Source organism: Sorangium sp. So ce119 (assembly GCF_051524405.1).
Taxonomy (GTDB): Bacteria; Myxococcota_A; Polyangia; order Polyangiales; family Polyangiaceae; genus Sorangium; species Sorangium cellulosum_G.
Window position 1 is genome coordinate 8311256 of the sequence record NZ_CP150310.1, and the last position, 25317, is coordinate 8336572.

Below are 25317 nucleotides of genomic sequence, written 5' to 3' on the forward strand. Positions count from 1 at the left end.
CATGGTAACAGAAGCCCGGGCCAGGGCGCGCGCTACGGCCCGCTGCTGCGCCGGTAGAGCCACCAGTCGCCGACGTGGTCGACGGGGACGATGCTCGGGTCCTTCGCGAAGAGGCGATCGCCCCCCGCCCGACGGCGGACGAGGAACCAGTCGAAGAAGGCGCCGTGGCGGCGCACGTCGAACCTCTCCGGCGTCCACTCCCACCGCAGCGGCGTGGGCGGCGGGACGACGGCGCCCGGCTCCGAGCGGGGCCGGTAGGCGACGGGCGAGGCGTCCCAGACGGCGAAGTGGAAGCTGAGCCAGCCGCCGCGCGTGGCCTGCACCCAGGCGGGCAGGTGGATGAACGGCGTCGTCGTGCGGGTCGAGCCGCCGTGATCGAAGACGAGGTAGAGCAGCCTGGGGGCGGGCGGGATGCGGGCGACGAGGGCGTCGAAGTCCCGGGTGCTCTCGTCGAAGCGGCGGTAGTTGTCCTGGACCACGGCGCCGAGGGAGATCGCGGCGGCCGAGAGCGCGAGCACGGCGGGCGCCTTGAGCCAGGGCGATCGCGGCAGGTCCGGAAAGGCGCCGAGGGCGAGGAACAGGGCCGCGACGATCTCGCGCGGGTAGACGTACCACCAGAGGCCGATCTGGAGCGGCAGGGTCAGGAACAGGCCCAGGAACACGGCCGCGCAGGCGACCGGGACGAGGGCCGCGAGGCGCGCGAAGGCGCGGTCGCGCGCATCCGCGGCGGGCTGCGCAGGGCCCGAGGACGCGCCGGCGGGCTGCGCGGGGCCCGGGGAGGCGCTGGCGAGCTGCGCGGCGGCGCCGGCGGCGCACACGAGCAGCGCGGCGAGCACGAGGCGCGCCGCCCGCCGGGCCGCCGCCGCCTCGGCGGGATCCGTGAAGCTCGCGAACAGGAGCGAGGGGACCTCGCCGAGCCGCTCCCAGTGCAGCGCGGGCGCGAAGGGCGCGGCGTGCAGGGTGTCGGTGCGGACCGCGAGCCACGCCGCGAAGAGCGCGAGCGAGGGCGCGAGCGGGAGCGCGATGGGGCGGAGCCGCCGCGTCGCCGGGAACACGACGATCGCGGCGCCGACCACGGCGGCGAGCGCGAACGGGAAGCGGAAGACGTGGGTGAAGAACAGCGCGACGAGCGCGAGGGCGAGCGCGATCTGCCGTCCGCGCGAGGGGCGATCGACGAGCAGGAGGGTCAGGCCGACGACCATCGCGAAGAGGCCGAGCGCGCCCATGTGGTTGAGGAAGCCCCAGTGCGTGAGGTTGCACCAGACGAGGACGAGGCCGAGGACGCCGAGCAGGGGGCTCCGCTTCAGGCCGTGGAAGAGCACGGCGAGGCCGGCGGGCAGGAGCGCGAGCATCGCCGCCGCCGCGACCTTCACGGCGGCCACGGGCGGCAGGACGAGCATGAGCAGCGCGCCGAGCGCGTACATGGACATGTACGGGACCGCGAGCGGCTGCAGCGTGAACTGCTCGCGGAAGTGCCACGCCGGATCGAGGTAGTGCCGGAACACCGCCGTCTGGGCCGCGTGGAACGGGAGATCGGTCATCGGCGGATAGCGGACGACCGCGAGCGGGACGGCGATCACGTGGACCGAGACGGCGATGACGACGAGCGCGAGCGCCGCGCTGAGCGGGGCGCGGCGCACGGCGGCCGCGGCGCGGCGGAGCGGGCCGGACAGCGCGCGAACCGAGGCGCGGCGGAGCTGGCCGGACGGCGCGCGGATCGCGGCGATGGGGGCCGCCGTGGAAGACCGGGTGTTCAAGATGCGGCGAGCCTATCACCGGGTGGCCGCGTTGGATTCCTCCGGGCTAAGCGAACGAGCCAACGCACGGAGCCGTGCACGAAGGCGCTGTCCGGCTGAGGACGAACGAGATCGCTGCGGAAGAAACGCGAGACTGGCGGCGAGCACGCCGGCGGGCGTCAGAGCGTGGATCGCCGCGCAGCATCAGCCGTAGCCGCGAAGACGGTACCCAGGGCGCGCTGCTGGGCGCCGCTCGGCGCATCAGGCACCGGCTCACCCCCAGCCGAGCATCTGGCGCTCTGTGATGTGAAACCGCTCGTCGAGGTACCGCGCCAGCGCCTCGGCAAGGATAACCTCGGCTTGAGGCTGTGGATATTTGAGGTCCTGCACCAGCGAACGCGCGGCAGATCGAAGGATCTGCTCTATAGCATCTTTGCAGTCCCCGTACCCATAACCGTCGCGATTGGGCTGATCGACATGAATTCGCCGCAGCACGCCGGCGATGACCTCCTGCCCCGAGAGCGGCGGTTCTCTCAGGATCTCGACGAGCACGGCTTCGAAGAAGCCCGGCCCGAAGCGTTCCTCGGGTTTGGAGAACCAGAAGCGGAACATCATCGTTAGCCGATGCGCCTCGTTGGGCACATCCCCGGCCCGTACACCGGCGCGAACGAGCGCTTCGTTGAGATCGACGTCCCAGTCGTCATGTTGAATCTCCTGGCCGCGTGGAGTGTCGAACGCCAGGTATATCTTGGCGGGCTTAAAAATGAGGCCGTCCCGCTTACGCCAGAGTGTGAACGTGGCCTTCTGCCCCTCGCGGATGCGCGAGAGCCAAGCGCGGGCGGTGGGGTGTACCTCTTTCTCTTCCTCCGGAACGTCGAAAAATCGATTGCTACTCATGGCTTTCCTGCCCCTCAGCTTGCTCTGCACCTGCGGGTGGGGTGCTCGCGAGCGCTGCGAGCACTAGCTCAATCGCGTTCTCGCACGCGAAGGACCGGCGTTCATTGCTGTCCGATTTGTGCTCCTCGTCAGCAAAATCGCTGATTCCTTTGACGATCAGCCACGACACGCTTCCCTCGGTCGGCGGCGTCGCGAGCAGGCCGACGCCCTCCATCTCGCCGCCGATCACTCGCTCAGAGAGAGAGCTCCCCTTCTTCTTCTGTTGCTCCCTATCCAGATCGGTGAGTTTTTTGTTGAGCTTCGCGACGAGGTGATCTCGATAGGCACCGCAGCGGATCTGAGCGGATCCACTCAACATCGCCCCGAAATGTACCCTGAATCCAGGCGGGCTCCGCTCGATGTGGCGACGCAGGAGACCGATAAGCGCTGGATTCGTCGGTGTTGGCTTCGCGTTATCATACCGGATCCTCGGAAGCCGCCCATCTGCATCTGTGTCGATGAGAACGAAGTCGTAGGGGAGAACATGGGACGCCACGAGCACGTCTCCGAAATTTTGCTCTCTGCGATCGACGCCGAATGCCATTCCAACCGCGACGATGTACCTCGCCCCCGTCTCGAACGGGCACAAAAGGCCCTTCGTCGCCGAGCCTCCGGCTTGCAGCGCCCCCATCTCAGTCTCAACCGCAAAAACTCGGTACTGAGAGTGACTACCCAGATCCAGATACTCACTGAAGCGGCCGGAGATCTCTCTTCTCTGGATCTTCAGCCTTTCCATGACGCGCACCAGCGCCTTGCGCTCCGTCTCCGTCGTCACGAACAAAAGGACGTCGCAGCGTGGTCCTTCAGGTTGCTCCAAACGTGCGAGGCGCACCTCTGTTCCTTCGGGCAGGCTGGTCTCCACGTCGAGCAACAACCGTCCATTTTGTACCCTTGCCTGCCAAACATCACGAGCCATGCAGCCGTCGAGCGTAGTGAGCCGGAACAGAATTGGCAAGCCCTGGGCTCGCCGCTCGGCGACGTGCAGCCCGCGAGAGAGCTTTCGCCGTTGCAAGGACTCCGGCACCGATCACGCGACGTTCGCGCATGAGGCTGCTGGCAGACGTGGCAGCCCGAAGCGGCAGCGATGCGCTGACATCCCCTCGTAAGTCGAGTGGGTCGATCTGGAACCGCCTGAGGGCCTCCGAGGCCCGCATAGCGAGGTCGCGATGTGCAGACTCGCCTTCCAGAGGGGCGCGCGGCCGATCCGAAACCGACCCGAGGGCCTCGAAAGCCCTAACCGGGAGGTCGCCACGAACCAGCGACCCCTCGCAAGGGGCGATCGGTCGATCAGGAACCGACCGGGAGGCCTCGAGAGCCCGCACCGAGAGGTCGCGACGTGCCGGCGACCCTTCCGAGGGGGGTGGGGTCGATCCAGAACCGACCTGAGGGCCTCGAGAGCCCGCACCGAGAGGTCACGATGTGCCGGCGACCCTTTCGAGGGGGGGGTGCGTCGATCCGAAACCGAAGGAGAAGCCCTCGGAGGGCCGCAGGGGTCGATCCAGAACCGGCGCGCGGTCAGGTCAGGGTCTCCCGAGATAGCAAGATGCCGCTGCGCGAGCGCAGCGCACGCCGCCCGGCGACGGCGGCGGAGGACGCGCGCGCCCCTTGCCGCCGCCCGGCTCCGGGACGCAAGCTGCGCGCATGGCACGCCGCTTCAACACGGCCGGCCCCTGCCGTCCCGACTGGCACTACATGATCCCGGCCGAGCGGCGCCTGCCCGAGGCACCCGGCCTGGTGGAGCAGCGCGCCTACTTCGTGGTCCACGCGCCGCGGCAGACGGGGAAGACAACGGCGCTCCGCGCCCTCGCCGAGCGGCTCACCGGCGCCGGCCGCTGGGCGGCGCTGCACTTCTCCTGCGAGGCGGGTGAGGCGGCCGGCGACGACTATGGCGCCGCCGAGCGCATCCTGCTCAGCGCGATCCGGGCGCGCGCCGAGCTCACCTTGCCCGCGGCGCTCCAGCCGCCGAGCTTCCCCGACGCCCCGGAGGGCCACCGCGTCGAGGTCGCGCTCCGCGCCTGGGCTCGCGCGTGCCCGCGGCCGCTGGCGCTGTTCTTCGATGAGATCGACGCGCTGCGCGGCCAGAGCCTCCTCAGCGTGCTGCGCCAGCTCCGCGCCGGCTTCTCCGACCGCCCCGGCGATTTCCCCGCCGCGGTGGCGCTCTGCGGCCTGCGCGACGTGCGCGAGTACAAGGCGGCGAGCGGCGGCGATCCGAACCGCCTCGGCACGGCCAGCCCGTTCAACGTCAAGCTCGAGTCCCTCAAGCTCGGCGATTTCGACCCCGACGAGGTGCGCGAGCTCTACGCCCAGCACGCGGCCGACACCGGCCAGGCCTTCACCGAGGGAGCGATCGAGCGGGCCGTCGCGCTCACGGCCGGGCAGCCGTGGCTGGTCAACGCGCTGGCCCGTGAGATCGTGGAGAAGCTCGCGGTGCCGGCGAGCGAGCCGATCACCGCGGCGCACGTCGAGGAGGCGAAGGAGCGCCTCATCCTGGCGCGCGCCACCCACCTCGACTCGCTCGTCGCGCGCCTGCACGAGCCGCGCGTCCGGCGCGTGCTCGAGCCGATCCTCTCGGGCACGCTCGCGGTCGTCGGCGACGCCTACCAGGACGACCTCCAGTACGTCCGCGATCTCGGGCTCATCGCGCCGGACAACCCCGCGCGCATCGCGAACCCCATCTACCGCGAGGTCGTCGCCCGCGTGCTCGCCGGCGACGTGGAGCCGGTCATCCTGGCCGAGCCGCGGAGCTTCGTGCTCCCCGACGGTCGGCTCGACGTCGCGCGGCTGCTCCGGGAGTTCGCCGCCTTCTGGAGGGAGCACGGCGAGGCGCTCTCCGGCAACCTCGGCTACCACGAGGTCGCGCCGCAGCTCGTGCTGATGGCCTTCCTGCAGCGCGTGGTGAACGGCGGCGGGCAGATCGAGCGGGAGTACGGCCTCGGCCGGGGGAGGATCGACCTCCTCGTCCAATGGCCGTACCGCGGCGAGGACGGGCGCCGCGCCGTGCAGCGCGCCGCGCTGGAGCTCAAGGTGTGGCGCGAGGGAGAGAAGGACCCCACGCCGAAGGGGCTCGCGCCGTTCGACGGATACCTCGCCCAGCTCGGCCTCGACGAGGGCGTGCTCGTGCTCTTCGACCGCCGCGCCGCGGCCGGCGACGTCGAGGCGCGCACGCGCTTCGAGGAGGCCCGGACGCCCTCGGGCCGACGCGTGACGCTGCTCCGGGCCTGAACGGCGGCGCCTCTCGATCGGCGGCGCCTTCCTGCCGGCGGCGCGCCGCGCTCACCTCCGCGGAAGCGTCGTGGGTCCACCGCCTGGGCAGCCCCGCTTCAAGCGAGGATCATGCGGCCCCGGATCCCTTGCCGCCCGCCTCCGCGGCGCTCGCGATCTGCGCCTCGAGCACCGCGATGCGCTCCAGCGCCGCCTCCTTCGCCGCGCGCTCCGCCTCCTTCGCCGCGCGCTCCGCCTCCTTCGCCGCGCGCTCCGCCTCCTTCGCCGCGCGCTCCACCTCCTTCGCCGCGCGCTCCGCCTCCGCGGCGGTCGGGAAGAGGTCCTCGCCCTCGGGGCCCGTCGCCAGCCGCAGGCGCGCATCCTCGCCTGCGCCGGTCACCCGCAGCCAGCAGCCCAGCACCCGCGCGTAGATCCGGTCGACGTTCGACGTCTCGACCCGCACGAACCCGCGCGTCTTCAGCCTCCGGTAGCGCTGCCACCGCACCCGGTCGCGGCCCCTCTCCCAGTCCGGGTCGAAGATCACGAGCTCCTTCACCCCGAGCTCCCGGTAGCGCTCGGGCGCGTCCACGTAGTCCTTGTAGGGCTCGTCCGACGAGACCACCTCCAGCGCGAAGCTCGGCGCGATGCCGGTCTCCCACACCTTCCAGCTACGCACGCGCCGCCCAGGCGCCACGCCGGGCAGCACGTACACGTCCGGCGCCACCACCTTGGAGGGGTCGAACTGCTGGTAGTAGATGAACTGGTCCGCTCCCACGAACCTCGGCCGACCCAGCTCGCCGTACCAGCGCTCGATCAGCGGACGGAGGAGCTCCACGATCCACGTCTGAAGCGAGTCCTCCCCCATCTTCTTCTCCACGGGATAGTGCGTCGGGTCGCGCTCCGTGCCGTCACGCTGCGCCCGCCGATGCACCTGCCCGCGCGCCTCGATCGACATGCCCCATCCTACCCGAGCCGCGCGCCGCCATCGACCCGCGCCGCGCCCGGGGGGAACTTCTCGCCTCTCCAGAAGGCGCCATCGACATAAGCTGCCCGCGCCTTGCTGCCGCCCCGCCCAGCCCCCCGCCCGACCGACCTGCGTGGCCTCCCCTCCGCCTCCCCGCTCGAGATCCGCGCGGCGCTCGCCGTCACCGCGATCGCGACAGCGTGGTTCGCGCTCGCGGCGGCGTGGGAGATGTTCGGGCCCATCCTCGCCGGCCACTACGCGTCGTCGGCGGGCGTCGGGATCATCGCGGAGAACATGCTCCGCTGGAAGATCGTCGGACCCGTCTGGGAGTACACAGCGAGCCGGCCGCCGCCGGAGATGTACTACTGCCACCACCCGTGGGGGATCTTCTGGACGACCGCCGCGTTCATGAAGGTCCTCGGGCGGCACGACGTCCTCTGCCGGCTGCCCGCCATCCTGCTCAGCGCCGCGACGCCGCCCCTGCTCTACGCCATCGGCCGGAGCGTCTACCGCCCCGCCGCGGGGGCGGCCGCGGCGGCGGCGTTCGTCGTCCTGCCGATCACGCTGTCGTTCGCGAACCTCAACGCGCTCGAGGTCCCGGTCATGGCCTGGACGCTGCTCGGGCTCTGGGGGTACGTCCGGATGACGCAGACGTCCCGGCGCCGCTACCTCGCGGTGAGCGCCCTCGGCCTCGCGCTCGGGATGCACGGCGACTGGCCCGCGTTCGTGCTCACGGGCGGGCTGCTCGTGTTCGGCGCGATCCGGGCGTACCTGCTCCCGAAGCGCGTCTTCGGCCCCGTCCACGAGCGGCGCTACGCGCAGTGGTGGGTGCTCACCGCCTTCACCGCCGCGCTGACCGCCGCGCTCTACCTCGCCCTCTTCCACCACGCCGGCAAGCTCGCCGACCTCCTGGCGAGCTACGGGTTCCGCTCCTCGGGCAACAGCGAGCCGCTCAGCAAGGTGCTCGCGAGCCGGCGGTACTGGATCGAGCTCTCGTTCACGCCGATCGCCATCGCCGCCGGAAAGCTCGGCGCGATCGTCTGCGCCGGGCGGCTCGCCCTGCTCCGGCGCGAGCACGACGCGCTGCCGCTGCTCTACCTCGCGACGGCGACGGTGCAGTACGTCGTCTTCCGCCAGGGCGCCGACATCCACATCTTCTGGCCCCACTACTTCGGCGCGTACTTCGCCCTCGCCGCCGCCGCCCTCGTCGACACCGGCGCGGCGCTGCTCGAGCGCGCCACGGCCGCGCGGCACGTCGGCCCGAGCGCGACGTCGGCCGCTCCGCCGCCCCCGTGGCCGGCGCTCGCGGCGCTCGCGCTGTGGCTCCCGCCGCTCGCCGCCGTCCTGCGCGACGGGCTCCCGGCGCTGCGCTACGCGCGCGAGACGGGCGGGCGCTTCAACGAGCGGGGGCACCTCATCGACTCCGACGGGGCGAAGACGGCGTTCCTGCGCTGGCTCGCGCCGACGCTGCCCGGGGACGCCGCCGTCGAGCTGCACGAGGGCATGAAGGCCACCTGGGCCCAGGTCTGGGCGCTCGGCGGGCGCGTCGTCAGGACGAGCCGCCCCGCGCCGAGGCAGGAGCCGCCGCGCGGCGCCTACCTCGCGGACACGCGGTTCATGCTCGACAGGGACCAGGCGAGCCTCGCGCGGCGCTTCGACATCACCGCGGTGGGCCCGTTCTGGGCGCTCGGCGCGGCCGTCGGCGCGCACGTCGGCGCGGACGTCCCGCGCGCGCCCGGGATCGAGGCGTTCTCGTTCCGCGAGCGGGAGCCGGGGCTCCTCGCCTGGTACCTCGTCTCGGGCACCGAGCCCGAGCGCGAGATCGTGCCCGATCCGTTCCTCACGTGGGAGCTCCGCGCGCACTTCGGACAGCCGGCGGACCCGCCGGCCGCGGCGCCGGAGACGCTGGAGCAGAAGCGGATCGCGCACAACATCGCCCTGGCCGCGGGCGACGGCGCGCGCGCGGCGGCCCTCTTCGCGGAGATCGGCGCCGCGCTCGCGCCGCTCGGGGCGCGGTTCGACGACGGAACGGAGCTGCTCGGGACGACGTTCCACGAGGGCGCGCGCTCGCTCCTCACGATCTTCGTGCGCGCGGGCGGCCCCGCGGCGGACGACGTGGCGCTCGCGGTGCGCTCCCGGGTCGTCGAGCGCGCCCCGCTGTCCACGACCATGGCCGACCCGGTCACCCGCGAGGTCGGCCTCCCGACGGCGATCTCGCCGCAGCGCTGGAGGACGGGCTTCCTCTACGCCGATCCGGTGCCGATCCGGAAGCGCCCGGGGACGGAGGTGTTCTGGGCATCGATGAGGGCGCGTGAGCCGGGCCGCGCTCCGAGGCTCGTGGACCGCGGGGGCGCTTCGGAGGTCGAGGTGCTGCGGCTGCGCTGAGCGTGGGGCGCGCCGCCATCCTCGTGGACAAGGGCCCGCATTCGGGTTTTACCTTCGGGCATGAGCTCTCGCCGAACAGGTCTGGTTCTGGTCCTCGCCCTCGCGGCGGGCTGCGGCGCGCCGCCGTCCGCCCAGGCGCCGGCGCAGCCCGCGCCGTCGGAGCCGGCGGGCGCGGCCGCCCCAGACCCGGCGGGCACCGCAGCCCCGGCCACGGGAGCCCCACCGGCGACGGGGGGGACGCCGGCCGCCGGGGAGGCGCCCCCGCCGGGGTCGCAGGTCCCGGGGGCGGCCGCGCCGCCGCCGCCCACGACGGCCCCGCCGAGGCCGGGCGCCCCGAGCGGCGGCGGGAGCGTGAAGCCCGGCGCCGCGGTCGCGACAGGGACGCTCGGAGGCAGCATCTCGGAGGCGCAGGTCCGCGACGTCGTGGAGAGGCACGCAGAGCTGTTCGACGAGTGCTACAAGATCGGCGTCAAGACCTCGCCGAAGTTCATGGGCAAGGTGACCGTGAAGGCGACCATCGGGCCGAGCGGGAAGGTCAACAGGGCAGACGTCCTGAAGTCGACCACGAAGAGCCAGCAGGTCGACCGCTGCGTGGCCGACTCGTTCGAGAAGATGCAGTTCCCCAGGCCCGAGGGCGGTGTGACGACCGTCATCACCTTTCCCATCGAGTTCAGCGGCGTCGAGCTGGTGCAGCCCTGAAGGGCCCCTGCCCGTAGACCCGCTCCCGAGTCCCCGCGGAGGACTACGGACAGCCGGTCTGCCGCGTCACGCGGAGCGTGGCGATCTGCGACAACTGAGGCGGTTCGTCCGCCGGGCGGGCGCTGACCTCGCGTGCCGATCGGCGCGCTCCCTCGGGCTCGGCCGGAGGAGGCGCCGCGCCGCCAAGGGCACGGAAGCTGCTATCACGACAAGCACGTGAGACGCTGCTGAGACGAAGCTGCAAAGACGGTTGGATGTCGAGACGCTGGAACGCTGAGCGCCGGGGGCGACAGCGACAGCCGGCTGACTGATCCGCCCTGCGGGCGCGACCAGCAGACGACCAGAGCGAGCCACTCCCATGGAGGGATGCACCGGCGGTGGGACAGCGCGACGCCCGCGGCCGGTAGCATCGAGATCGACTATCGCCGACAACGGCACGGGTGAAGGCATGGAGAGGATGGAAGTTCAGCGGGATGTTCGGAGCGCCATCGCGATTGCCTATGAGCTCTCGCGACACGAGCACGTGCAGCACCGGGAGCATGTGTCCCAGGCGCTCGGCGAGCTCAAGGACGAGCTGGCTCGCATCGAGGCGAAGCTCGGAGGAGAGCGCATCCACGAGGTCACCGCGGAGGGTCTGCCGCCCGTGCTCGAGCAGATCGAGGGGCTCGTCGAGGACGCGGGCCCGGTGGTCGGTGACCAGATCAGGACGTTGATGCAGAGCGTGCAGCGCATCGCCAGGGAGCTCAACCCGGGTCAACCGGGCCAGTAGCTCCCCTCGTCTGCTCCCGGGTGGCCCCCGTGGTCGGTCGTCCGGAGGGCGACCGCGCCGCCGTGCACCGTCACAGCGGCGCGGGTCGCCGAGCGGCCACGGCGGCGCGTGGCCGGCGCCGACGCCTGGCCGCGCAGCAGGAAGCCCGCCGCCATCGTCGCGTGCTGCGCGCGGATGCGCGGACAGCGCGACGTGTGACGACACCCCCCTACACAGAGAGATTCCGGCCAGTCCGCCCGCCAGGAGTTCGGCCAGGGATCTGGAGAGATTCCAACGCAAAGACGCCAAGGCGCAAAAAGACCAATTGTCATGCATTCTTGCGTCTTTGCGCCCTTGGCGCCTTTGCGTCAAATCTCTCTTCTCTCTCGAGGCAGATCCCTGGCAGGATTTCTGCCCACGGGACTAGGGGCAGCAGGCATACGTCGCCTCGAGGGTGCCCGTCTCGCACGGCGCGATCGAGGCGTCGAAGTGGCTCAGCGGCAGCCCGAGCGACGTGCAGATCGCGAGCGCCTCGTCCTTCAGCGCATTCGGGTCCTCGCACGTCGTGCCGTCACCCACCACGCCCGTCGTATCACAGCCGGGCTCCGGCGGCGGTGGCGGCGTGATGGGCTCCTCCGGCAACGCCGGCCACGCCGGGCAGCAGAGGTACTCCGCCTGGAGCACCTTCCCGTCGCACACCTCGTAGTCCGCCTTGTCGACCTGGAGATCGCGTAAAACCAGCCCGATCTCCTCGCAAAGGGGGATGCCCTGCTCGATCAGCGCGTTCGGGTCCTGGCACGTCACCCCGTCGCCAAGGACACCGCCCGTGCAGTCGTCCGGACAGGTCACCCCGTCGAACAGCAGCTCCGTCGAGCAGGCTTCCTCTTCGGGCGTCGGACTCTCCTCCTTCGGGGCGACGCCCTCCTCCTTCGGGGCGACGCCCTCCTCCTTCGGGGCGACGCCCTCCTCCTTCGGGGCGGCGCCCTCCTCCTTCGGGGCGACGCCCTGGTCGACGGTGTTCGTGTCGAAGTCCTCGCCGGACCCGACATCCGTCGAGCAACCCACGATCAGCGTGGCGCCGACCATCGAGAGGGCCGTGATGCAGCGGTGAGCCAATCCCATGAGATCTCCTTTGCCTCGCCGTGAGCCGCGAGGATGGCCGCGACGGGCGGCCGCCCATTGCACGGCGCCGCGTCGTCATTCGTCATGATCCAACCGCGAGGGGGGCTCCGGTTTCCTGTACGCGCGTCGTCTGGTGAAGTGAATCGACAGGGAGGCGGGGCATCCGTGAGAGATCGCCCCCGGCGCTCCGGGCTCGCGTGAGTCTCTCGCCTGGTTGGAGGGATGCCTCGGCCCCGCCCTGCCGCTCGGCAGTCCGGTCAGGGGCAGCAGGCATACGTCGCCTTGAGGGTGCCCGTCTCGCACGGCGCGATCGAAGCGTCGAAGTGGCTCAGCGGCAGCCCCAGCGACGTGCAGATCGCGAGCGCCTCGTCCTTCAGCGCGTTCGGGTCCTCGCACGTCGCGCCGTCACCCACCACGCCCGTCGTATCGCAGCCGGGCTCGGGCGGCGGAGGCGGCGGCCTGGGCTCCTCCGGTTGCCCCGGCCACGCCGGGCAGCAGAGGTACTCCGCCTGGAGCACCTTCCCGTCGCATACCTCGTAATCGGCCTTGTCGACCTGGAGATCGCGCAGGACGAGCCCGAGCTCCTCGCAGATCGGGATGCTCTGCTCGATCAGCACGTTCGGGTCCTTGCACGTCACCCCGTCGCCGACGACGCCGCTCGTGCAGTCGTCCGGACAGGTCACCCCGTCGAACAGCAGCTCCGTCGAGCAGGCCTCCTCCTCGGGCGTCGCGCTCTCCTCCTGGGGCGTCGCGCTCTCCTCCTCGGGCGTCGCGCTCTCCTCCTCGGGTGTCGCGCTCTCCTCCTCGCGCGCGCGCTCGGCCGCCTCGTCGCCCGCGCGTCCCGCCGCGCCCGGAACGCGCTCCTCGGGCCGGAGCACCGAGAAGATCGGCGGCTCGTGAACGCCGGACGGCCCCAGGTCGCCGAGATCGCGGCGGGAAGACGGCTCCGGCCCGCGCCTCGGCTGCGCTGGCGGGCCGATCGGGCCGGGCGGGCTCACCGGAGCCACCCGCGGCGGGCGGCCCATCACGTCCACCCGCGGCGGCTCCTCGACCGGCGTGCGTCGCTCCTCGGGCGGGCGCGCGCTGCGGCGCGGCGCGGGGGCCACCGGCTCGGGCGGCGGGGACAGGCTGGGCCGCGCGGGACGCGGCTCCGCGGGAGCGTCATCCGCGCGGAGGTCGCCCGCGATCGGGTCGGCAGGCGCGGCCAGCGTGCGGGCGGCCACGCCCCAGGGCTCCACGGCACGCGGGGCGCCGTCATCGACGACGAGCGCGAGCGCCGCGGCCGCGAGGAGGCCGGCCGCGAGCGGGCGACGTAGGCCCCGGAGCGCGCCCCGCGGCGCGGGCGGCGCCGGAGCCTCCCCCGCGGCGCGCAGGCGCGCGCGGAGCCGCGCCTCGAGGTGCGGCCGCGGCGTCACGGAGGCGAGCTGCTCGTCGAGCGCCCGGAGCTGCGAGACGAGGTCGTCGCGGTCAGACGTCGCCATGATCCACCTTCCATCCGGCGCCGCCGAGGTGCTGCGCCGCGCGCTGGATGAGCTTGCAGACGTAGCTCTTCGAGTGGCCGAGGATCCGCCCGATCTCCTCCTGCTCCTTGCCGTCGAGGTGGTACATCGAGAACGCGACCCGCTCCTTGATCGGCAGCGCGTTCAGCGCGTCGAACGCGCGGCGGAGGTCGTCGCGGGCGATGGCGAGCGCGTCCGGCGGCCGGGGCTCCTGCGGCTGCTCGCCGAGGAGCCAGCGGACCGGGGCGAGCGAGAGGAAGCGCTCGCGCCGGAGGCGGTTGAAGCAGCGGTTGGTCGTGGCCCGGTACAGCCACCCCTCCAGGTCGTCGAGCTCGGTGAGGTTGGGCAGCGCCTTGAACAGGTCGAGAAAGACGTCCTGCGTGACGTCCTCCGCCCACGCCAGGTTGCCTTTGCCGTAGCGGAGCGCCAGCCGGTGCACGAGCCGGTGGTGGCGGCGGTAGATCGCCTCGACCGCATCGGCGTCGGCCGACCGCGAAGCAGCCGGCGCCGCGTTCCGCCCCGAGGCCGTGGCGGGCGGGGGCGCGTCGGACCGCTGCTCGCTCGAGAGCGGACGGAGCACCTCGGCGAGGTTCGAGGAGGCGAGATCGGGGCTGGGCAAGGACGGGTCCCTTGCTGCCATCACACACGAGCCGACCGGCAGTTTCCTGGTTTGCCGATCGGCAGCGCGCGCCGCCTCACGCGGGCTCGGAGCGCTCGGGTACGGCAGCACCCCGGCTCAAGAAACCGCCAGGACGCCAAGGACGCCCGACCCAAGCAACACTGAAATTTTCTGCCCCTGGCACACTCGACGTCCTCGACGTCCTCGACGTCTACGGCTCGTCTCCTCGTCCGAGCGCCGCTTCGAGACAACACCGCCGCCGGCTTGCCTTCTTCTTCTCGGCGGCTCCGACGCGCAACGCATGATCCGTGGCCGATCGCGAATCGCCACGCTCGAGCTCCCCGCAAGCCGGGTCGAGCAGGGGTTCAAATTTACTCCACATCACCGGGAACATCGCACCCATCACGCCAATCACGCCAATCACACCAGAAAACCACTACACACACAACGTCAGCCAACGTGTCTCTCATCGAAGCTCGCTCTTTCGCGTTGCGCAAAGACCCGCTCCGGGAAACACTGAGAGGCTTCATGTCGACGCTGTCCGGCGGCGCGTCGGGGCCGCCGCCGAGAGCGTCGCACCTCTTGGAGAATGCCATGAACTCGAGAGCTTGCCTGTGGTCCTTCGGTCGGGTTCCGGTCGGACATCTGATGCGGGTCGCGTGCGTGGGTGTCGCGCTCCACGCGGCCGCCTGCTCGAGCGGTGACAGCGCCGACAGCACCGGCGACAGCGGGGACACGGCGGGGAGCTCGGGCAGCGGCGGCGACGACTTCGGCGGCGTGGCCGTGGGCGCCGGCGGCGGGAGCAGCAGCATCAGCGTCGGCAGCGGCATGACCGGCAACGAGGATAGCTGCGACGGGCTGGACAACGACGGCAACGGCATCATCGACGATGTCGACGCCGGCGCCGACGGCGTCTGCGATTGCCTCCGCATCGCCACGCTGGGCGCGCCGGGCAGGTGGGGCCAGGGCGACATCTTCGAGGCCTGGCTGGACCAGCGCAGCATCAACGGGGCCGTCGACCTGAGCGACGCCGAGCTCACCGCCGAGGAGCTCGGCAAGCACCAGGTCATCGTGGTCCAGGACGTGAGCGTCATCGGGCGCAGGTACTCGAGCGCCGAGGTCGCGGCGCTGAGCGACTGGATCTCGAAGGGCGGCGGCCTGATGACGTTGATCGGGTACGGCGACCCGGAGGAGCGCCGGAACGTCAACGCGCTGCTCGAGCCGCTCGGGATAGGCTATGGCGAGGAGCAGATCCTGCCGAGGGAAGGCGGCTCCACGATCCCGATCACGGAGTGGAGCGGATCGCACCCGGCGCTCGAAGGGATCCAGGCCGTCGGCGTGGACAACGGCTACCCGGTGGTCGGCGAGGGCACCACGCTGGCGACCGGCGGCGGCCATGACGTGCTGAAGGCGCTGGAGTCCGGCGATGGGCGGGTGCTCGTCTGGGGCGACGAGTGGATCACGTACAACAGCGAGTGGGTCGAGCACCCCGACTATCAGGTCGAGCGCTTCTGGCTGAACGCCATCAAGTGGATGACCCCGGCCAACGAGTGCCAGGTCGCCATCCCGCCGAACATCAACTGAGCGAGCGACGCGCGGCCAGGGTGAAGCCGAGCGTCTCGGTGGGATCGGGCAGCGCGCGATCGAGCGCGCGCGCGCCCGCGGCTACCGCGATCATGGCCGGCGCGACGAGCGGCAGCGTCCAGACCCGCGCCCCGACCGCCGCGGAGGCCTCGTGGCCGAGCTTGCCCATCGACTGCGCGACGCCGCCGATCTGCGCGACCCGCAGGGCCAGGTAGCTGTTCACCTTGTGGCCGAGCAGGCTCCAGAGGCTGCCGTGCGGGTGGATCTCCTCGACCGTGAGGCCGGCGCGGCCGCAGAGCGCGCGGAGGCCGTGGGGGCTGAAGCGGAAGTAATCGTGCGGCTCCTCGTGCAGCCGGAACGAGAACGGCGCGCTCAGGATGAGCAGGCCGCCCGGGCGGAGGACGCGCGCCATCTCGGCGACGAGCGCCTCCGGGCGGGGGGTGTGCTCGAGGACCTGCACGCTCAGCACGGTGTCGAAGCTCGCGTCGGGGAACGGCAGCCGCTCGCCGTCATAGAGCATGTCCGCCTTGCCGCGCGAGCGCGCGGCGGTGGCGCCGAAGGTGGCCTCGTGCTCCACGCCGAGGTACTCGCGCACGTGCGGGCGGAAGAGGTGCTCGTACGGCTTGTCCCCGCAGCCGACGTCGAGCAGCCGCCCGCGCGCCCGCGGGGCGAGGCGAGCGAGCGAGTCGACGACGTGGGTGAGCTGGAGATCCACCCAGTCCGACGCGGCCCGCGCCGCGCGCCCGAGCGGCGGGTGCCGGAGCAGGGCGTGCAAGAGCTCGTTCATGGGCGCCTCTTACCACGGCGCCTCGCGCTCACGGCGACCGGCAGGGACCGCCGCGCCCCTCCGCGGGCTCACGCTGCCCGGGAGCCCGCGGCGCGGCGCGGGTCGATCAAGCTCCGGTAGAGCGCCTCGTACCTCGACACCATCCTGGCGTTGCAGAAGCGCTCGCGCGCGCGGCGCGCGCAGGCGGCGCGATCGAAGCGCGCGAGGGTCGTCGCGAGGGCGGTGAGGCGCGCGGCGTCGCCCGGCTCGGCCAGGAAGCCCGTGACGCCCTCCTCGACGATCTCGGGGAAGGAGCCGCGGCGGAAGCCGAGCACGGGCGTGCCGCAGAACATCGCCTCGATGGCGATGAGCCCGAACGGCTCCTCCCACTGGAGCGGGCAGAGGAGGGCGCGCGCCCTGCACAGGAGCGCGACCTTGCGGTCGTGATCCACCTCCCCGACGTCCGACGCCCCGATCTCCCGGAGGCGCGGGACCACCTCCCGCAGATGATACGGCTGGTCGCCGGGGTGCGCGCGGCCGGCGAGCCGGATCGGCATGCCCGCGGCCCTCGCGATGTCGAGGGCGAGGTGCGTCCCCTTCTCCTCGGCGTAACGGCCGATGTGCGCGAGATAGCCCTCATCGACGAGGCTCAGCGGATAGCGCGCCGGCGTCACGCCGTGGTGGATGACGCACGAGCGCGGGAGCGGGGTCTCCAGCGAGCGCTGCCGCTCGCTGATGGCCACATACGCGATCTCCGGGTGTCGCGCGTAGATGCGCGAGCTCTCGTGGCAGCGCTTGTGGTGCAGCGTATGCACGGCGGGCACGCGGACGAAGGGGGTGAACACCACGGCGAACGGGCTGTTCAGGTGGATCACGTCGAGCCTGTCCTCTCGCGCGATCTCCGAGAACGCCCAGGCGATGTGGTTCACCTCGTCCTCCGGCAGCGGGGGCCAGCGCGCGTCGGCGTAGAGCGCCCGGCGCCGGCAGGTGACCGCGGAGTCGCCCGTCGCGAAGAGCGTCACCTCGTGTCCGCGCGCCGACAGCCCCTCGGCGAGCTCATAGCAGAACAGCTCGGTCCCCCCGTACCCGGAAGGCGGCACCCGGATGAACGGGGTGGAGATTATCCCGATCCGCATGGTTGTCGCTCCTGGGCCGCGCGACGCGAGCGGGGCCTGTCCTCGACCCCGCTGGCGGCGGAGCGCATGCCCGCGATCGACGCATCAACGAGCATGCCATCAGGGCGCGCCCGCCGTGCGCCCGCCCGCCTCGCGGACGAAGCGCGCGAGGGCGGCGGCGCGCCGCGAGCGCAGCAGAGCAGCTGCCCGCGGACGCGATCCGGCGCGGCGGAGCGGTGCGGCGCTTTCGTGATGCGCCCCGTCCGTCTAGGATGGCCGTCCGCTCCTCCCTGCGCGCGGGACCGCGCAGGTAGCGTCGAGGGCCCGAGCGCCCAGCCAATCCGCACACAGGTGGTCCATGACTTCGAGATCGAATCGATACGGTTCCGCGCTCGCTCTGAGCATTTCGCTTGTGGCCACCTCGGGCTGCGAGCTGATCACGATGCCCGATCGCAGCCTGATCGGTGAGAACACAGGCGGGAGCGGCGGACAGGGGGGCGCTGGAGGACAGGGCGGGGACGGCGGCGCCGGTGGGGGCGACGGCGGCGCTGGTGGAATCGGCGGTGCCGGCGGCGACGGCGGCAGCGGCGGCGACGGGGGCGACGGGGGCGGAGATGGCGGCTCCGGTGGGGGCGATGGCGGCTCCGGTGGAATCGGCGGTGCCGGCGGCGACGGCGGCACCGGCGGCGCAGGTGGTAGCGGCGGCTCCGGTGGGGGCGACGGCGGCGACGGCGGCAGCGGCGGCTCCGGTGGGGGCGACGGCGGCTCCGGTGGAGTCGGTGGTACCGGCGGCGGCGACGGCGGCAGCGGCGGCTCAGGCGGCTCCGGCGGCTCCGGCGGCTCCGGCGGTGAAGCCTGCACCAAGGACGCGGACTGCGACCAGCCCGCGAGCGAGTGCGCGGTCGCGGCGTGCGTCGACGGAGCGTGCGCCACCCGGCCCGTGGCCGAGGGGACGCCCGCGGAGATGCAGATGGCCGGCGACTGCGCAGAGCGCCTCTGCGACGGAGAGGGCGCGGTCGAGGAGGTCGACGACGACGACGACGTGCCCAACGACCGCAGCCAGTGCACCCGCGATTCGTGCCGCGACGGCTCCCCGGTCCACGAGCCGGTCGCGGTGGGCACCTGGTGCTCCCTGGCCGACGGAGGGCTGTGCAACGCCGCCGGGGTCTGCGTGCAGTGCCTGGTCCACTCGGACTGCCCGACCGAGGTCTGCATCGATAACGTCTGCCAGGTGCCCTCGTGCGATGACGGCATCCAGAACGGCGACGAGGGCGGCATCGACTGCGGCGGCTCGTCCTGCACGGCCTGCGCGCCCGCGGCCAGGGTCACGTCGGTCGACTACCCGGTCATCACCGTCGGAGGCTCGCTCGTGCTCACCGGCACGAGGTTCACCGGAGCGACGGCCGTGACCGTGGGCTACGTGCGGCAACGGTTCACGGTCGACTCCGACACGCAGATCACGATCCCCGCGCTGTCGGACGCGACGGACATCGGCCGGGGGGACATCGTGGTGACCCGGCCGGGCGCGCTGCGGACGCCGTTCCCGGTGACGGTGATCCGGCTGCAGATCAACGAGCTCGACGCGGACACGCCGACCGCGCCGGTGAACGACGACCGCGAGTTCATCGAGATCAGCACGGGCGTGATGGACGTGAGCCTCGCCGGCTACACGCTCGTGCTCTACAACGGCAACGCGCCGGGCGGCGACGCGTCGTACCGGGCGGTGGAGCTCAACGGGAGGACGGACATCGGCGGCCTCCTGCTCGTCGGCAACCCCGCCGTGACCCCGGCGCCCACCGTGCTCCTCGACGCGACAGAGGTCGCCAGCAACCTGGAGAACGGCGCGGACGCCGTCGGCCTGTACCAGGGGCTGCCCGCGGCCTTCCCCTCGGGGACGCCGCTCACGGCCACGCGCCTCATCGACGCCGTGGTCTACGGCACGGGCGACGCGGCCGACCAAGACCTCCTGAGCGCGCTGATCTCCAGCGATCCGGAGGCGCTCCAGCGCGTCCAGGTCGACGAGGGCGCGACGAGCGCGCTGTCGACGACGCAGTCGATCCAGCGCTGCGCCGACGGCCGCCGCGACGGCCGCCTCTTCCAGGCGGCGGCGCCGACCCCCGGCGAGCCCAACGACGTCTCCTGCCCCTGATCGCGGCGCCGGGCGCCGGGCGCGGCCCGCCGGCCGCGCCCGGCGTTCGAGCCCGCTGCGCGGCGCGCGCGCCTGCCGCTCAGCGCTCGAGGTAGATCTCGAAATCCTCGATGAGCACGGCGAGCTCGTAGCGCTCCTCGATGAGCCCCGCGAGCGCGGGGAACCCGTCCAGCGTGTCGCGCGAGTCGAGCACGTCGCCGGTCACCGAGGGGAAGACGTCGCGGCGCTCGACGACGATCGCGGCCGGAGGGCTCGCGGCGAGATCGCGCATCAGCGCGTCGCGCGCCTCCTGCCGGGCCCACGCCGCGCGCTGCGGGACATTGTAGAGGTAGCGCGTCGCCGGCGGGCGGTCGGCGAGGTCGTAGATCACCGGCTCGAAGCCCCACACGAACACCGGCCGCCCCGGCGCGACGCGCTCGCGCAGCCACGCGGCGACCGCGCGGTTCGCCGCGGCGTTGACGTCCGCGACCGACGCGAGGCGATCGAGGCGGTCCAGATCCCTCGCGCCCGCGGCGAGCAGCGCGAGGCGCTCGGCGCAGCGCTCGACGTAGTCGTCGGCCACGTCCTTCGTCGCCGAGCGGGCGAAGCCCGCCGCGACGAGCACCGCGACGAGCGCCGCGATCGCCCTCACGCCGCGCCGCGCGCAGCGCTCCCACGCCTTCCAGAGGCCGAGCGCGGCGAGCATCGCCGTGAGCGGCCACGTCGCGCCGTAGTGGTAAGGGAAGAACTTCGCCTGCATCACCACGCCGACGAGGTGCATCGCGATCACGCCCGCGAGCAGCGCCACGCCCGCCCGCTCGCGGCGCTCCGGGTGCAGCGCGAGCAGGAAGCAGAGGCCGAGCGCGAGCGGGCCGGAGTACCGGACGAGCCACTCGCTGGCGCCGTGCCACGCCATCTCGAGCACGCCCGCGTCGCGCCACCCGAGCGCGGTGTAGTGCGGCGTGAAGACGAAGAGGACCTCCCAGAGATCGCCGAGCGCCCCCGCCGCGGCGAACCACGCGACGCAGGCGAGCACAGGCAGCGCGCCCCCCAGCGCGACGAGCAGCGCGGGCCGGAGCGCCGCCCACAGGAGCGCGCGCGTCGACGCTGCAGCGCGCGCCGGCTCGCCCTCGAGCGCGCGCCCGACCTCCGCGCCCGCGCGCTGATCCTCGCCGCGCGCCCCGCCGTGCAGCGCGCGCCGCGCGAGCTCCGCGAGGGCGGGCGCGGCCAGCGCAACGGCGAGCACGACGCCGCCGCCGGCGAGCGGCGGCTTGAGCAGGCCGGCGGCGCCGAAGAGCGCGCCCGACGCGACGAGCGCGGCGGCGCCTTTCGCGGGGCGCGGCGCGCCGGCGCCCCCGCGCGGCGTGGCCGCGAGCAGGGCGAAGACGGTGAGCATGCCGCCGAACGACTCGGGCTGCGCCGTGTGCCAGAAATCGAGCTGGGCGTGCACGAGCACGGCGAGCGCCGCGGCGACGATCCCGATCCGGCGGTCGCCGAACGCGCGCCCGGCGAGCGACGCCATCGCGAAGCACATGCCCGCGAGGCCGACGACCTCGAGGACGCGGATGCCCCATTGCGCCGGGCCGAAGAGCGCGCGCGCGAGCGCGTAGATCAGGAAGATGCCGGGCGGCTTGAAGTCGAACACGTCGCGGTAGGGCATGCCGCCGTCGAGCACCGCGCGCGCGACCATCGCGTAGATGCCCTGATCGCGGCCGTAGCCGTAGGTCAGGATCTGCAGCAGCAGGAACGCGATGACGCCGACCGAGATCGCCCCGATCGCCTGCGCGCCCGCGCCGCGCGCCGGCCCGGCGGCGAGCCGCTCGCTCGCGGGCTCGATCGAGGGGGCCCGGGGGCAAGGGACCGCGGTCGCATCCGGCGCGGCGTCACGCACCGGGGTCTTTTACCGGCTCGGGCGCGCCAGCGTCTACGTACGATTCCGGTCCTCCTGCGCCCGGCGTCCCGGTGGGGCAGGCTCGCCGTCGCCGGGGAGGCTCCCTCGGCGGGCCGGCGGAGGGTGGCGGGTGGGCGCCGCGGGGGCGAGCCTCCCGTGGGCGCGCCGGGTCGCGCGGCGGCTCGACGTGGCGCACGCCGGGACGCCTCTCCGCCGACATGCTGACAAATGATGCAAAGGATACGCACGGGACGAACATGTGTCGTTGCCCTCGAAGGGCGGGCGGCGTATACGACCGTGCCGCCGTTGCCCGGAGAAACGGGCGCTCCCGGCGGCCGCGTTGGAGGAGCGAGAAGCGATGGTCGATGTTCGCATGCCACAGCTCGGCGAGAGCGTGCTCGAGGGGACCGTCTCGAGGTGGCTCGTGCGCGAGGGCGATTTCGTCAAGCGCGAGCAGCCGCTGCTCGAGGTTGCGACCGACAAGGCAGACACGGAGATCCCCGCGCCGATCGCGGGTCGTGTCGCGCGGATCGCGGTGGCCGAGGGGACCGTTGTCGCCAAGGAAGGTCTGCTCTGCCAGATCGACGAGACGGCGCAGGGCGAGGCCCAGCCGGCGGCCCAGAGCCCGGCCGCCGCAGCGCCGGCCGAGCCGCGACCCGCGGCGCCGGCGCCGGGCAGCAACGGCCACGAGGAGGGCGCCCGGCCGCTGTCCAGCCCGTCCACGAAGAAGCTGGCGCTCGAGGCCGGCGTCGACCTGCGCAACGTGCAGGGGACAGGCGACCGCGGTCGGATCACCCACGATGACGTGATGCGCGCGGCGCACGGCGCGCCGGCCGAGCCGGCGCCTGCCGCGCACCCGGCGGCGCCGCAGCCCGCGGGTGGGGCGAGCCAGGCGGCCGAGCTGTCGCAGCTCATCCAGGCGAGCGGCGGGTTCGTGCCGCCGGTGCCCGGGGTCGGGTTCGGCGCGTACAAGGTGCCGCCCTACACCCCGAAGCCGGGCGACAAGGTGGTGCCCTTCAGCCGGCGCCGCCGCATCACCGCGGACCACATGGTCTATTCCAAGGTGACGTCGCCGCACGTGGTGACGGTCGCCGAGGTCGACCTGCACGAGACGTCGAAGCTGCGCGAGGCGCACAAGGACGAGTTCAAGAAGGCGGGCGCGTCGCTGACGTTCCTGTCCTTCATCTGCGCCGCGGCCGTCCGCGCGCTGCGCGAGCACCCGGAGTTCAACGCGCGGGTGCTCGAGAACTCGTACGTGGTGCTGCGCGACGTCAACCTCGGCGTGGCGGTGGACACGCCCGGCGGCCTCATCGTCCCGAGCATCAAGCACGCGGACGAGCTGTCGCTGCGCGGCATCGCGCGGAGCATCGACGAGCTGGCGGGGCGCGCGCGGTCGGGCAAGATCACGGCCGACGACCTCGCGAACACGACGTTCACGGTCTCGAACCCCGGCCTCAAGGGCAACCTGTTCGGCGGCGCGATCATCTCACAGCCGAACGTCGGCATCCTCAGGATGGGTGAGATCAAGAAGCGCGTCGTGGTGGTCACGAAGGACAAGGAGGACTCGATCGCGATCCATCCGGTCATGTTCCTCGCGCTGTCCTACGACCACCGCATCATCGACGGGGTGTTGGCGAACTCGTTCCTCTGGCGCGTCACCGACATCCTCACACGCGGGGAGTTCGAAGTATGAACGCGAAGAGCGACGTGCAGGGCCTGAGAGCGCTGAGCGAGGTCGATCCGGAGATCGCCGAGCTGATCCGGCTGGAGGAGCGGCGGGAGGCGGACACGCTCCGGCTCATCGCCAGCGAGAACTACGTGTCTCGGGCGGTGCTCGAGGCGACCGGCTCGGTGCTGACGAACAAGTACTCCGAGGGGTACCCGCACAAGCGGTATTACGAGGGTCAGCAGCAGGTCGACGTCGTCGAGGAGCTCGCGCGCACGCGCGTGGCGAAGCTCTTCGGGGCCGACCATGTCAACGTGCAGCCCTACTCCGGCAGCCCGGCCAACCTGGCGGTCTACCTCGCCTTCGCGCAGGCGAACGACACGATCATGGGCCTCGGGCTGCCCGCGGGCGGGCACCTGACCCACGGCTGGTCGGTGAGCATCACCGGGAAGTACTTCAAGAGCGTCCCTTACGGCGTGCGCGAGAGCGATCACCGCATCGACATGGACCAGGTCCGCGACCTGGCGCGCGCCCACCGGCCGAAGCTCATCTGGTGCGGCACGACGGCGTACCCGCGCACGATCGACTTCGCCGCGTTCCGCGCGATCGCCGACGAGGTGGGGGCGATCCTGGCGGCGGACATCGCGCACATCGCGGGGCTCGTGGCCGGCGGGGTGCACCCGTCGCCGGTGGGCATCGCGGACGTGGTGACGTCGACGACGCACAAGACGTTCCGGGGCCCGCGCGGCGCGATGATCCTCTGCAAGAAGGAGCACGCGAGCGCGATCGACAAGGCGGTGTTCCCGGGCCTCCAGGGCGGGCCGCACAACCACACGACGGCGGCCATCGCGGTCGCGGCGAAGGAGGCCTCGGAGGACGGCTTCCGGACCTACGCGAAGCAGATCGTCGAGAACGCGAAGGCGCTCGGGCGCGCGCTGGAGTCGCGCGGCTTCCGGCTCATCACCGGCGGGACCGACAACCACCTGCTGAACATCGACATGACCCCGAAGGGGCTCGCCGGCAAGCCGTACGCGCAGGCGCTCGATCGCGCGGGCATCGTCGCCAACTACAACTCGATCCCGTTCGATCCGCGCAAGCCGTTCGACCCGTCGGGGATCCGCATCGGCACGCCGGCCGTGACGTCGCGCGGCATGGGCGTCGCCGAGATGGAGCGCCTGGCGGCGTGGATGGATGACGTGGCGCAGAACATCAACGACGAGGCGCGCATCGCGCGCATCGCCGCCGAGGTCGCGGAGCTCTGCCGCGGCTTCCCTGCGCCAGGCATCCGGCTGTAGGGCTGCGGCGGGCCGCGAGGCGCGCCGGACGAGGACGCCGAGGAGAGTCTCTCCCGGCGTCCTCGGCGTTTCTACGCCTTCACTTCACGTAGAGCTGCGCGGCGGCCATGCCCGAGCCGGCCGTGGCCTTGACGATGTACTTCGCGTTGATGCCCACGGGCAGCGACCAGCGGAAGCAGTTGCCCCGGCCGCCGAGCGCGGCGTTCGAGCCGGTCAGGGTGTCTCGCGCCAGCTCCGACGAGCCCATCGGGATCGGGGTCAGCGCGACGAGGCTGATGTCGAGCTCGGTGATCCCCGCGCCGACGCCGAGGATCGTGTAGCACTTGCCGGGCATGAGCTGGATCTGCTGCTCCAGCGTCTGTCCAGCGCTGAACTGGCCCGCGATCGGGCCCCCCTCTTTCGTCATGCCCTGCGCCTCGGTCGCGGCGAGGTTGTTGAGCGGGATGGTCGCGGCCGACGCGAAGTTCGGGTCGATCGGCGACGCGCTGCCGGTGCTCGTCCCGCTGCCGCTGCCGCTCGGGGCGGGCTGCTGGCCGCCGGTCGTCGTCTGGCCGGGGAGCGGGAACGGCCACGGGAAGCCGCCGGGCTGCGCCGAGGGCGTCGCGCCGGGCTGCTGCGGGGCAGGCTGCTGCGTCGTCGGCGCGGGCTGCTGCGGCTGCTGATAGCCCGGCTGCTGCGGCTGCTGGTAGCCGGGCGGCGGATAGCCCTGCTGGGGTTGCTGGTAGCCGGGCGGCGGATAGCCCTGCTGGTACCCGGGCTGCTGGTAATAGCCGCCAGGAGGCGGAGCGTAGCCGGGCGGCGGCTGGTTCGCGTAGTTCGGCGGCGGGGAAGCCTCTCGCTGTTGACAACCAGCAGTGAGGGCTGCGGTGAGGACCATGGCTGACAGGACGCCAATCGTACGGACCAAAAGAACCTCCTCCAATTTCCGGGCGGAACGCCGCGTTCAATCTCACTGACGGGCGC

The 25317-nt window shown here is 72.4% G+C and carries 19 protein-coding genes; 8 read left to right on the plus strand and 11 right to left on the minus strand.

What is annotated here, in order from left to right; genetic code table 11:
* Positions 1-32 precede the first annotated feature (32 nt).
* The 3 genes from WME76_RS31360 to WME76_RS31370 form a co-directional block, all read right to left on the minus strand.
* Positions 33-1757 (minus strand): hypothetical protein, encoded by a 1725-nt coding sequence (locus tag WME76_RS31360; RefSeq protein WP_437955922.1) that lies wholly within the window; start codon positions 1755-1757, stop codon positions 33-35.
* A 252-nt stretch (positions 1758-2009) separates the two neighbouring features.
* Positions 2010-2633: a hypothetical protein gene (locus WME76_RS31365; protein WP_437955923.1), complete on the minus strand. Its 624-nt coding sequence runs from the start codon at positions 2631-2633 to the stop codon at positions 2010-2012.
* The gene (locus tag WME76_RS31370) at positions 2626-3543 is read right to left on the minus strand and encodes a hypothetical protein (protein ID WP_437955924.1); all 918 of its coding nucleotides are present in this window, start codon (positions 3541-3543) and stop codon (positions 2626-2628) included. Before WME76_RS31370 ends, WME76_RS31365 begins: the two co-directional genes overlap by 8 nt.
* Positions 3544-4313: 770 nt before the next feature.
* Between WME76_RS31370 and WME76_RS31375 the strand changes: the two genes are divergently transcribed.
* Positions 4314-5894, plus strand: coding sequence for an ATP-binding protein (locus tag WME76_RS31375; RefSeq protein ID WP_437955925.1), 1581 nt, complete (start codon positions 4314-4316; stop codon positions 5892-5894).
* A 109-nt stretch (positions 5895-6003) separates the two neighbouring features.
* Here the strand turns inward: WME76_RS31375 and WME76_RS31380 are convergent, their stop codons facing one another.
* Positions 6004-6828, minus strand: coding sequence for a Uma2 family endonuclease (locus WME76_RS31380; protein ID WP_437955926.1), 825 nt, complete (start codon positions 6826-6828; stop codon positions 6004-6006).
* A gap of 102 nt (positions 6829-6930) precedes the next feature.
* Between WME76_RS31380 and WME76_RS31385 the strand changes: the two genes are divergently transcribed.
* From WME76_RS31385 to WME76_RS31395, 3 genes are all read left to right on the plus strand, one after another.
* On the plus strand, positions 6931-9222 hold the full coding sequence (locus tag WME76_RS31385; protein WP_437955927.1) for an ArnT family glycosyltransferase: 2292 nt from the start codon (positions 6931-6933) through the stop codon (positions 9220-9222).
* Positions 9223-9282: 60 nt separating this feature from the next.
* Positions 9283-9921 (plus strand): TonB family protein, encoded by a 639-nt coding sequence (locus WME76_RS31390; RefSeq protein WP_437955928.1) that lies wholly within the window; start codon positions 9283-9285, stop codon positions 9919-9921.
* 457 nt (positions 9922-10378) lie between these two features.
* The gene (locus tag WME76_RS31395) at positions 10379-10690 is read left to right on the plus strand and encodes a hypothetical protein (protein WP_437955929.1); all 312 of its coding nucleotides are present in this window, start codon (positions 10379-10381) and stop codon (positions 10688-10690) included.
* Positions 10691-11092: 402 nt separating this feature from the next.
* On the opposite strand, the gene WME76_RS31400 is transcribed toward WME76_RS31395, so the two are convergent.
* From WME76_RS31400 to WME76_RS31410, 3 genes are all read right to left on the minus strand, one after another.
* The gene (locus tag WME76_RS31400) at positions 11093-11791 is read right to left on the minus strand and encodes a hypothetical protein (protein WP_437955930.1); all 699 of its coding nucleotides are present in this window, start codon (positions 11789-11791) and stop codon (positions 11093-11095) included.
* Between the two features lie 257 nt (positions 11792-12048).
* The gene (locus WME76_RS31405) at positions 12049-13272 is read right to left on the minus strand and encodes a hypothetical protein (RefSeq protein WP_437955931.1); all 1224 of its coding nucleotides are present in this window, start codon (positions 13270-13272) and stop codon (positions 12049-12051) included.
* Positions 13259-13909, minus strand: coding sequence for an RNA polymerase sigma factor (locus tag WME76_RS31410; RefSeq protein ID WP_437955932.1), 651 nt, complete (start codon positions 13907-13909; stop codon positions 13259-13261). Before WME76_RS31410 ends, WME76_RS31405 begins: the two co-directional genes overlap by 14 nt.
* Positions 13910-14503: 594 nt before the next feature.
* On the opposite strand from WME76_RS31410, the gene WME76_RS31415 reads away from it, so the two are divergent.
* Positions 14504-15493, plus strand: a complete 990-nt coding sequence (locus tag WME76_RS31415) for a hypothetical protein (RefSeq protein ID WP_437955933.1) — start codon at positions 14504-14506, stop codon at positions 15491-15493.
* Here WME76_RS31415 and WME76_RS31420 read toward each other — a convergent pair.
* Both WME76_RS31420 and WME76_RS31425 read right to left on the minus strand, forming a co-directional pair.
* Positions 15486-16280 (minus strand): class I SAM-dependent methyltransferase, encoded by a 795-nt coding sequence (locus tag WME76_RS31420; protein WP_437955934.1) that lies wholly within the window; start codon positions 16278-16280, stop codon positions 15486-15488. The genes WME76_RS31415 and WME76_RS31420 overlap by 8 nt on opposite strands.
* Before the next feature lie 68 nt (positions 16281-16348).
* Complete coding sequence (locus WME76_RS31425; RefSeq protein WP_437955935.1) at positions 16349-17395, minus strand: glycosyltransferase family 4 protein; 1047 nt, start codon at positions 17393-17395, stop codon at positions 16349-16351.
* A 391-nt stretch (positions 17396-17786) separates the two neighbouring features.
* Here WME76_RS31425 and WME76_RS31430 point away from each other — a divergent pair, with 391 nt between their 5' ends.
* A complete protein-coding gene (locus WME76_RS31430; protein WP_437955936.1) occupies positions 17787-19523 on the plus strand; it encodes a hypothetical protein in 1737 nt (578 codons plus the stop codon).
* 79 nt (positions 19524-19602) lie between these two features.
* Here the strand turns inward: WME76_RS31430 and WME76_RS31435 are convergent, their stop codons facing one another.
* Complete coding sequence (locus WME76_RS31435; protein WP_437955937.1) at positions 19603-21393, minus strand: glycosyltransferase family 39 protein; 1791 nt, start codon at positions 21391-21393, stop codon at positions 19603-19605.
* Between the two features lie 358 nt (positions 21394-21751).
* On the opposite strand from WME76_RS31435, the gene WME76_RS31440 reads away from it, so the two are divergent.
* Both WME76_RS31440 and glyA read left to right on the plus strand, forming a co-directional pair.
* Complete coding sequence (locus WME76_RS31440; RefSeq protein WP_437955938.1) at positions 21752-23086, plus strand: dihydrolipoamide acetyltransferase family protein; 1335 nt, start codon at positions 21752-21754, stop codon at positions 23084-23086.
* Complete coding sequence (glyA, locus tag WME76_RS31445) at positions 23083-24354, plus strand: serine hydroxymethyltransferase (protein ID WP_433928856.1); 1272 nt, start codon at positions 23083-23085, stop codon at positions 24352-24354. Before WME76_RS31440 ends, glyA begins: the two co-directional genes overlap by 4 nt.
* A gap of 79 nt (positions 24355-24433) precedes the next feature.
* On the opposite strand, the gene WME76_RS31450 is transcribed toward glyA, so the two are convergent.
* Positions 24434-25261 carry a hypothetical protein gene (locus tag WME76_RS31450; protein WP_437955939.1) on the minus strand — a complete coding sequence of 276 codons (828 nt, stop codon included), beginning with the start codon at positions 25259-25261 and terminating at the stop codon, positions 24434-24436.
* Positions 25262-25317: the final 56 nt, after the last annotated feature.

Coding starts and splice junctions, on each gene's coding strand:
- WME76_RS31365 (WP_437955923.1), bottom strand. CDS start 2,633: ATGAGTAGCAATCGATTTTTCGACGTTCCGGAGGAAGAGAAAGAGGTA.
- WME76_RS31375 (WP_437955925.1), top strand. CDS start 4,314: ATGGCACGCCGCTTCAACACGGCCGGCCCCTGCCGTCCCGACTGGCAC.
- WME76_RS31380 (WP_437955926.1), bottom strand. CDS start 6,828: ATGTCGATCGAGGCGCGCGGGCAGGTGCATCGGCGGGCGCAGCGTGAC.
- WME76_RS31390 (WP_437955928.1), top strand. CDS start 9,283: ATGAGCTCTCGCCGAACAGGTCTGGTTCTGGTCCTCGCCCTCGCGGCG.
- WME76_RS31395 (WP_437955929.1), top strand. CDS start 10,379: ATGGAAGTTCAGCGGGATGTTCGGAGCGCCATCGCGATTGCCTATGAG.
- WME76_RS31400 (WP_437955930.1), bottom strand. CDS start 11,791: ATGGGATTGGCTCACCGCTGCATCACGGCCCTCTCGATGGTCGGCGCC.
- WME76_RS31405 (WP_437955931.1), bottom strand. CDS start 13,272: ATGGCGACGTCTGACCGCGACGACCTCGTCTCGCAGCTCCGGGCGCTC.
- WME76_RS31415 (WP_437955933.1), top strand. CDS start 14,504: ATGAACTCGAGAGCTTGCCTGTGGTCCTTCGGTCGGGTTCCGGTCGGA.
- WME76_RS31420 (WP_437955934.1), bottom strand. CDS start 16,280: ATGAACGAGCTCTTGCACGCCCTGCTCCGGCACCCGCCGCTCGGGCGC.
- WME76_RS31425 (WP_437955935.1), bottom strand. CDS start 17,395: ATGCGGATCGGGATAATCTCCACCCCGTTCATCCGGGTGCCGCCTTCC.
- WME76_RS31440 (WP_437955938.1), top strand. CDS start 21,752: ATGGTCGATGTTCGCATGCCACAGCTCGGCGAGAGCGTGCTCGAGGGG.
- glyA (WP_433928856.1), top strand. CDS start 23,083: ATGAACGCGAAGAGCGACGTGCAGGGCCTGAGAGCGCTGAGCGAGGTC.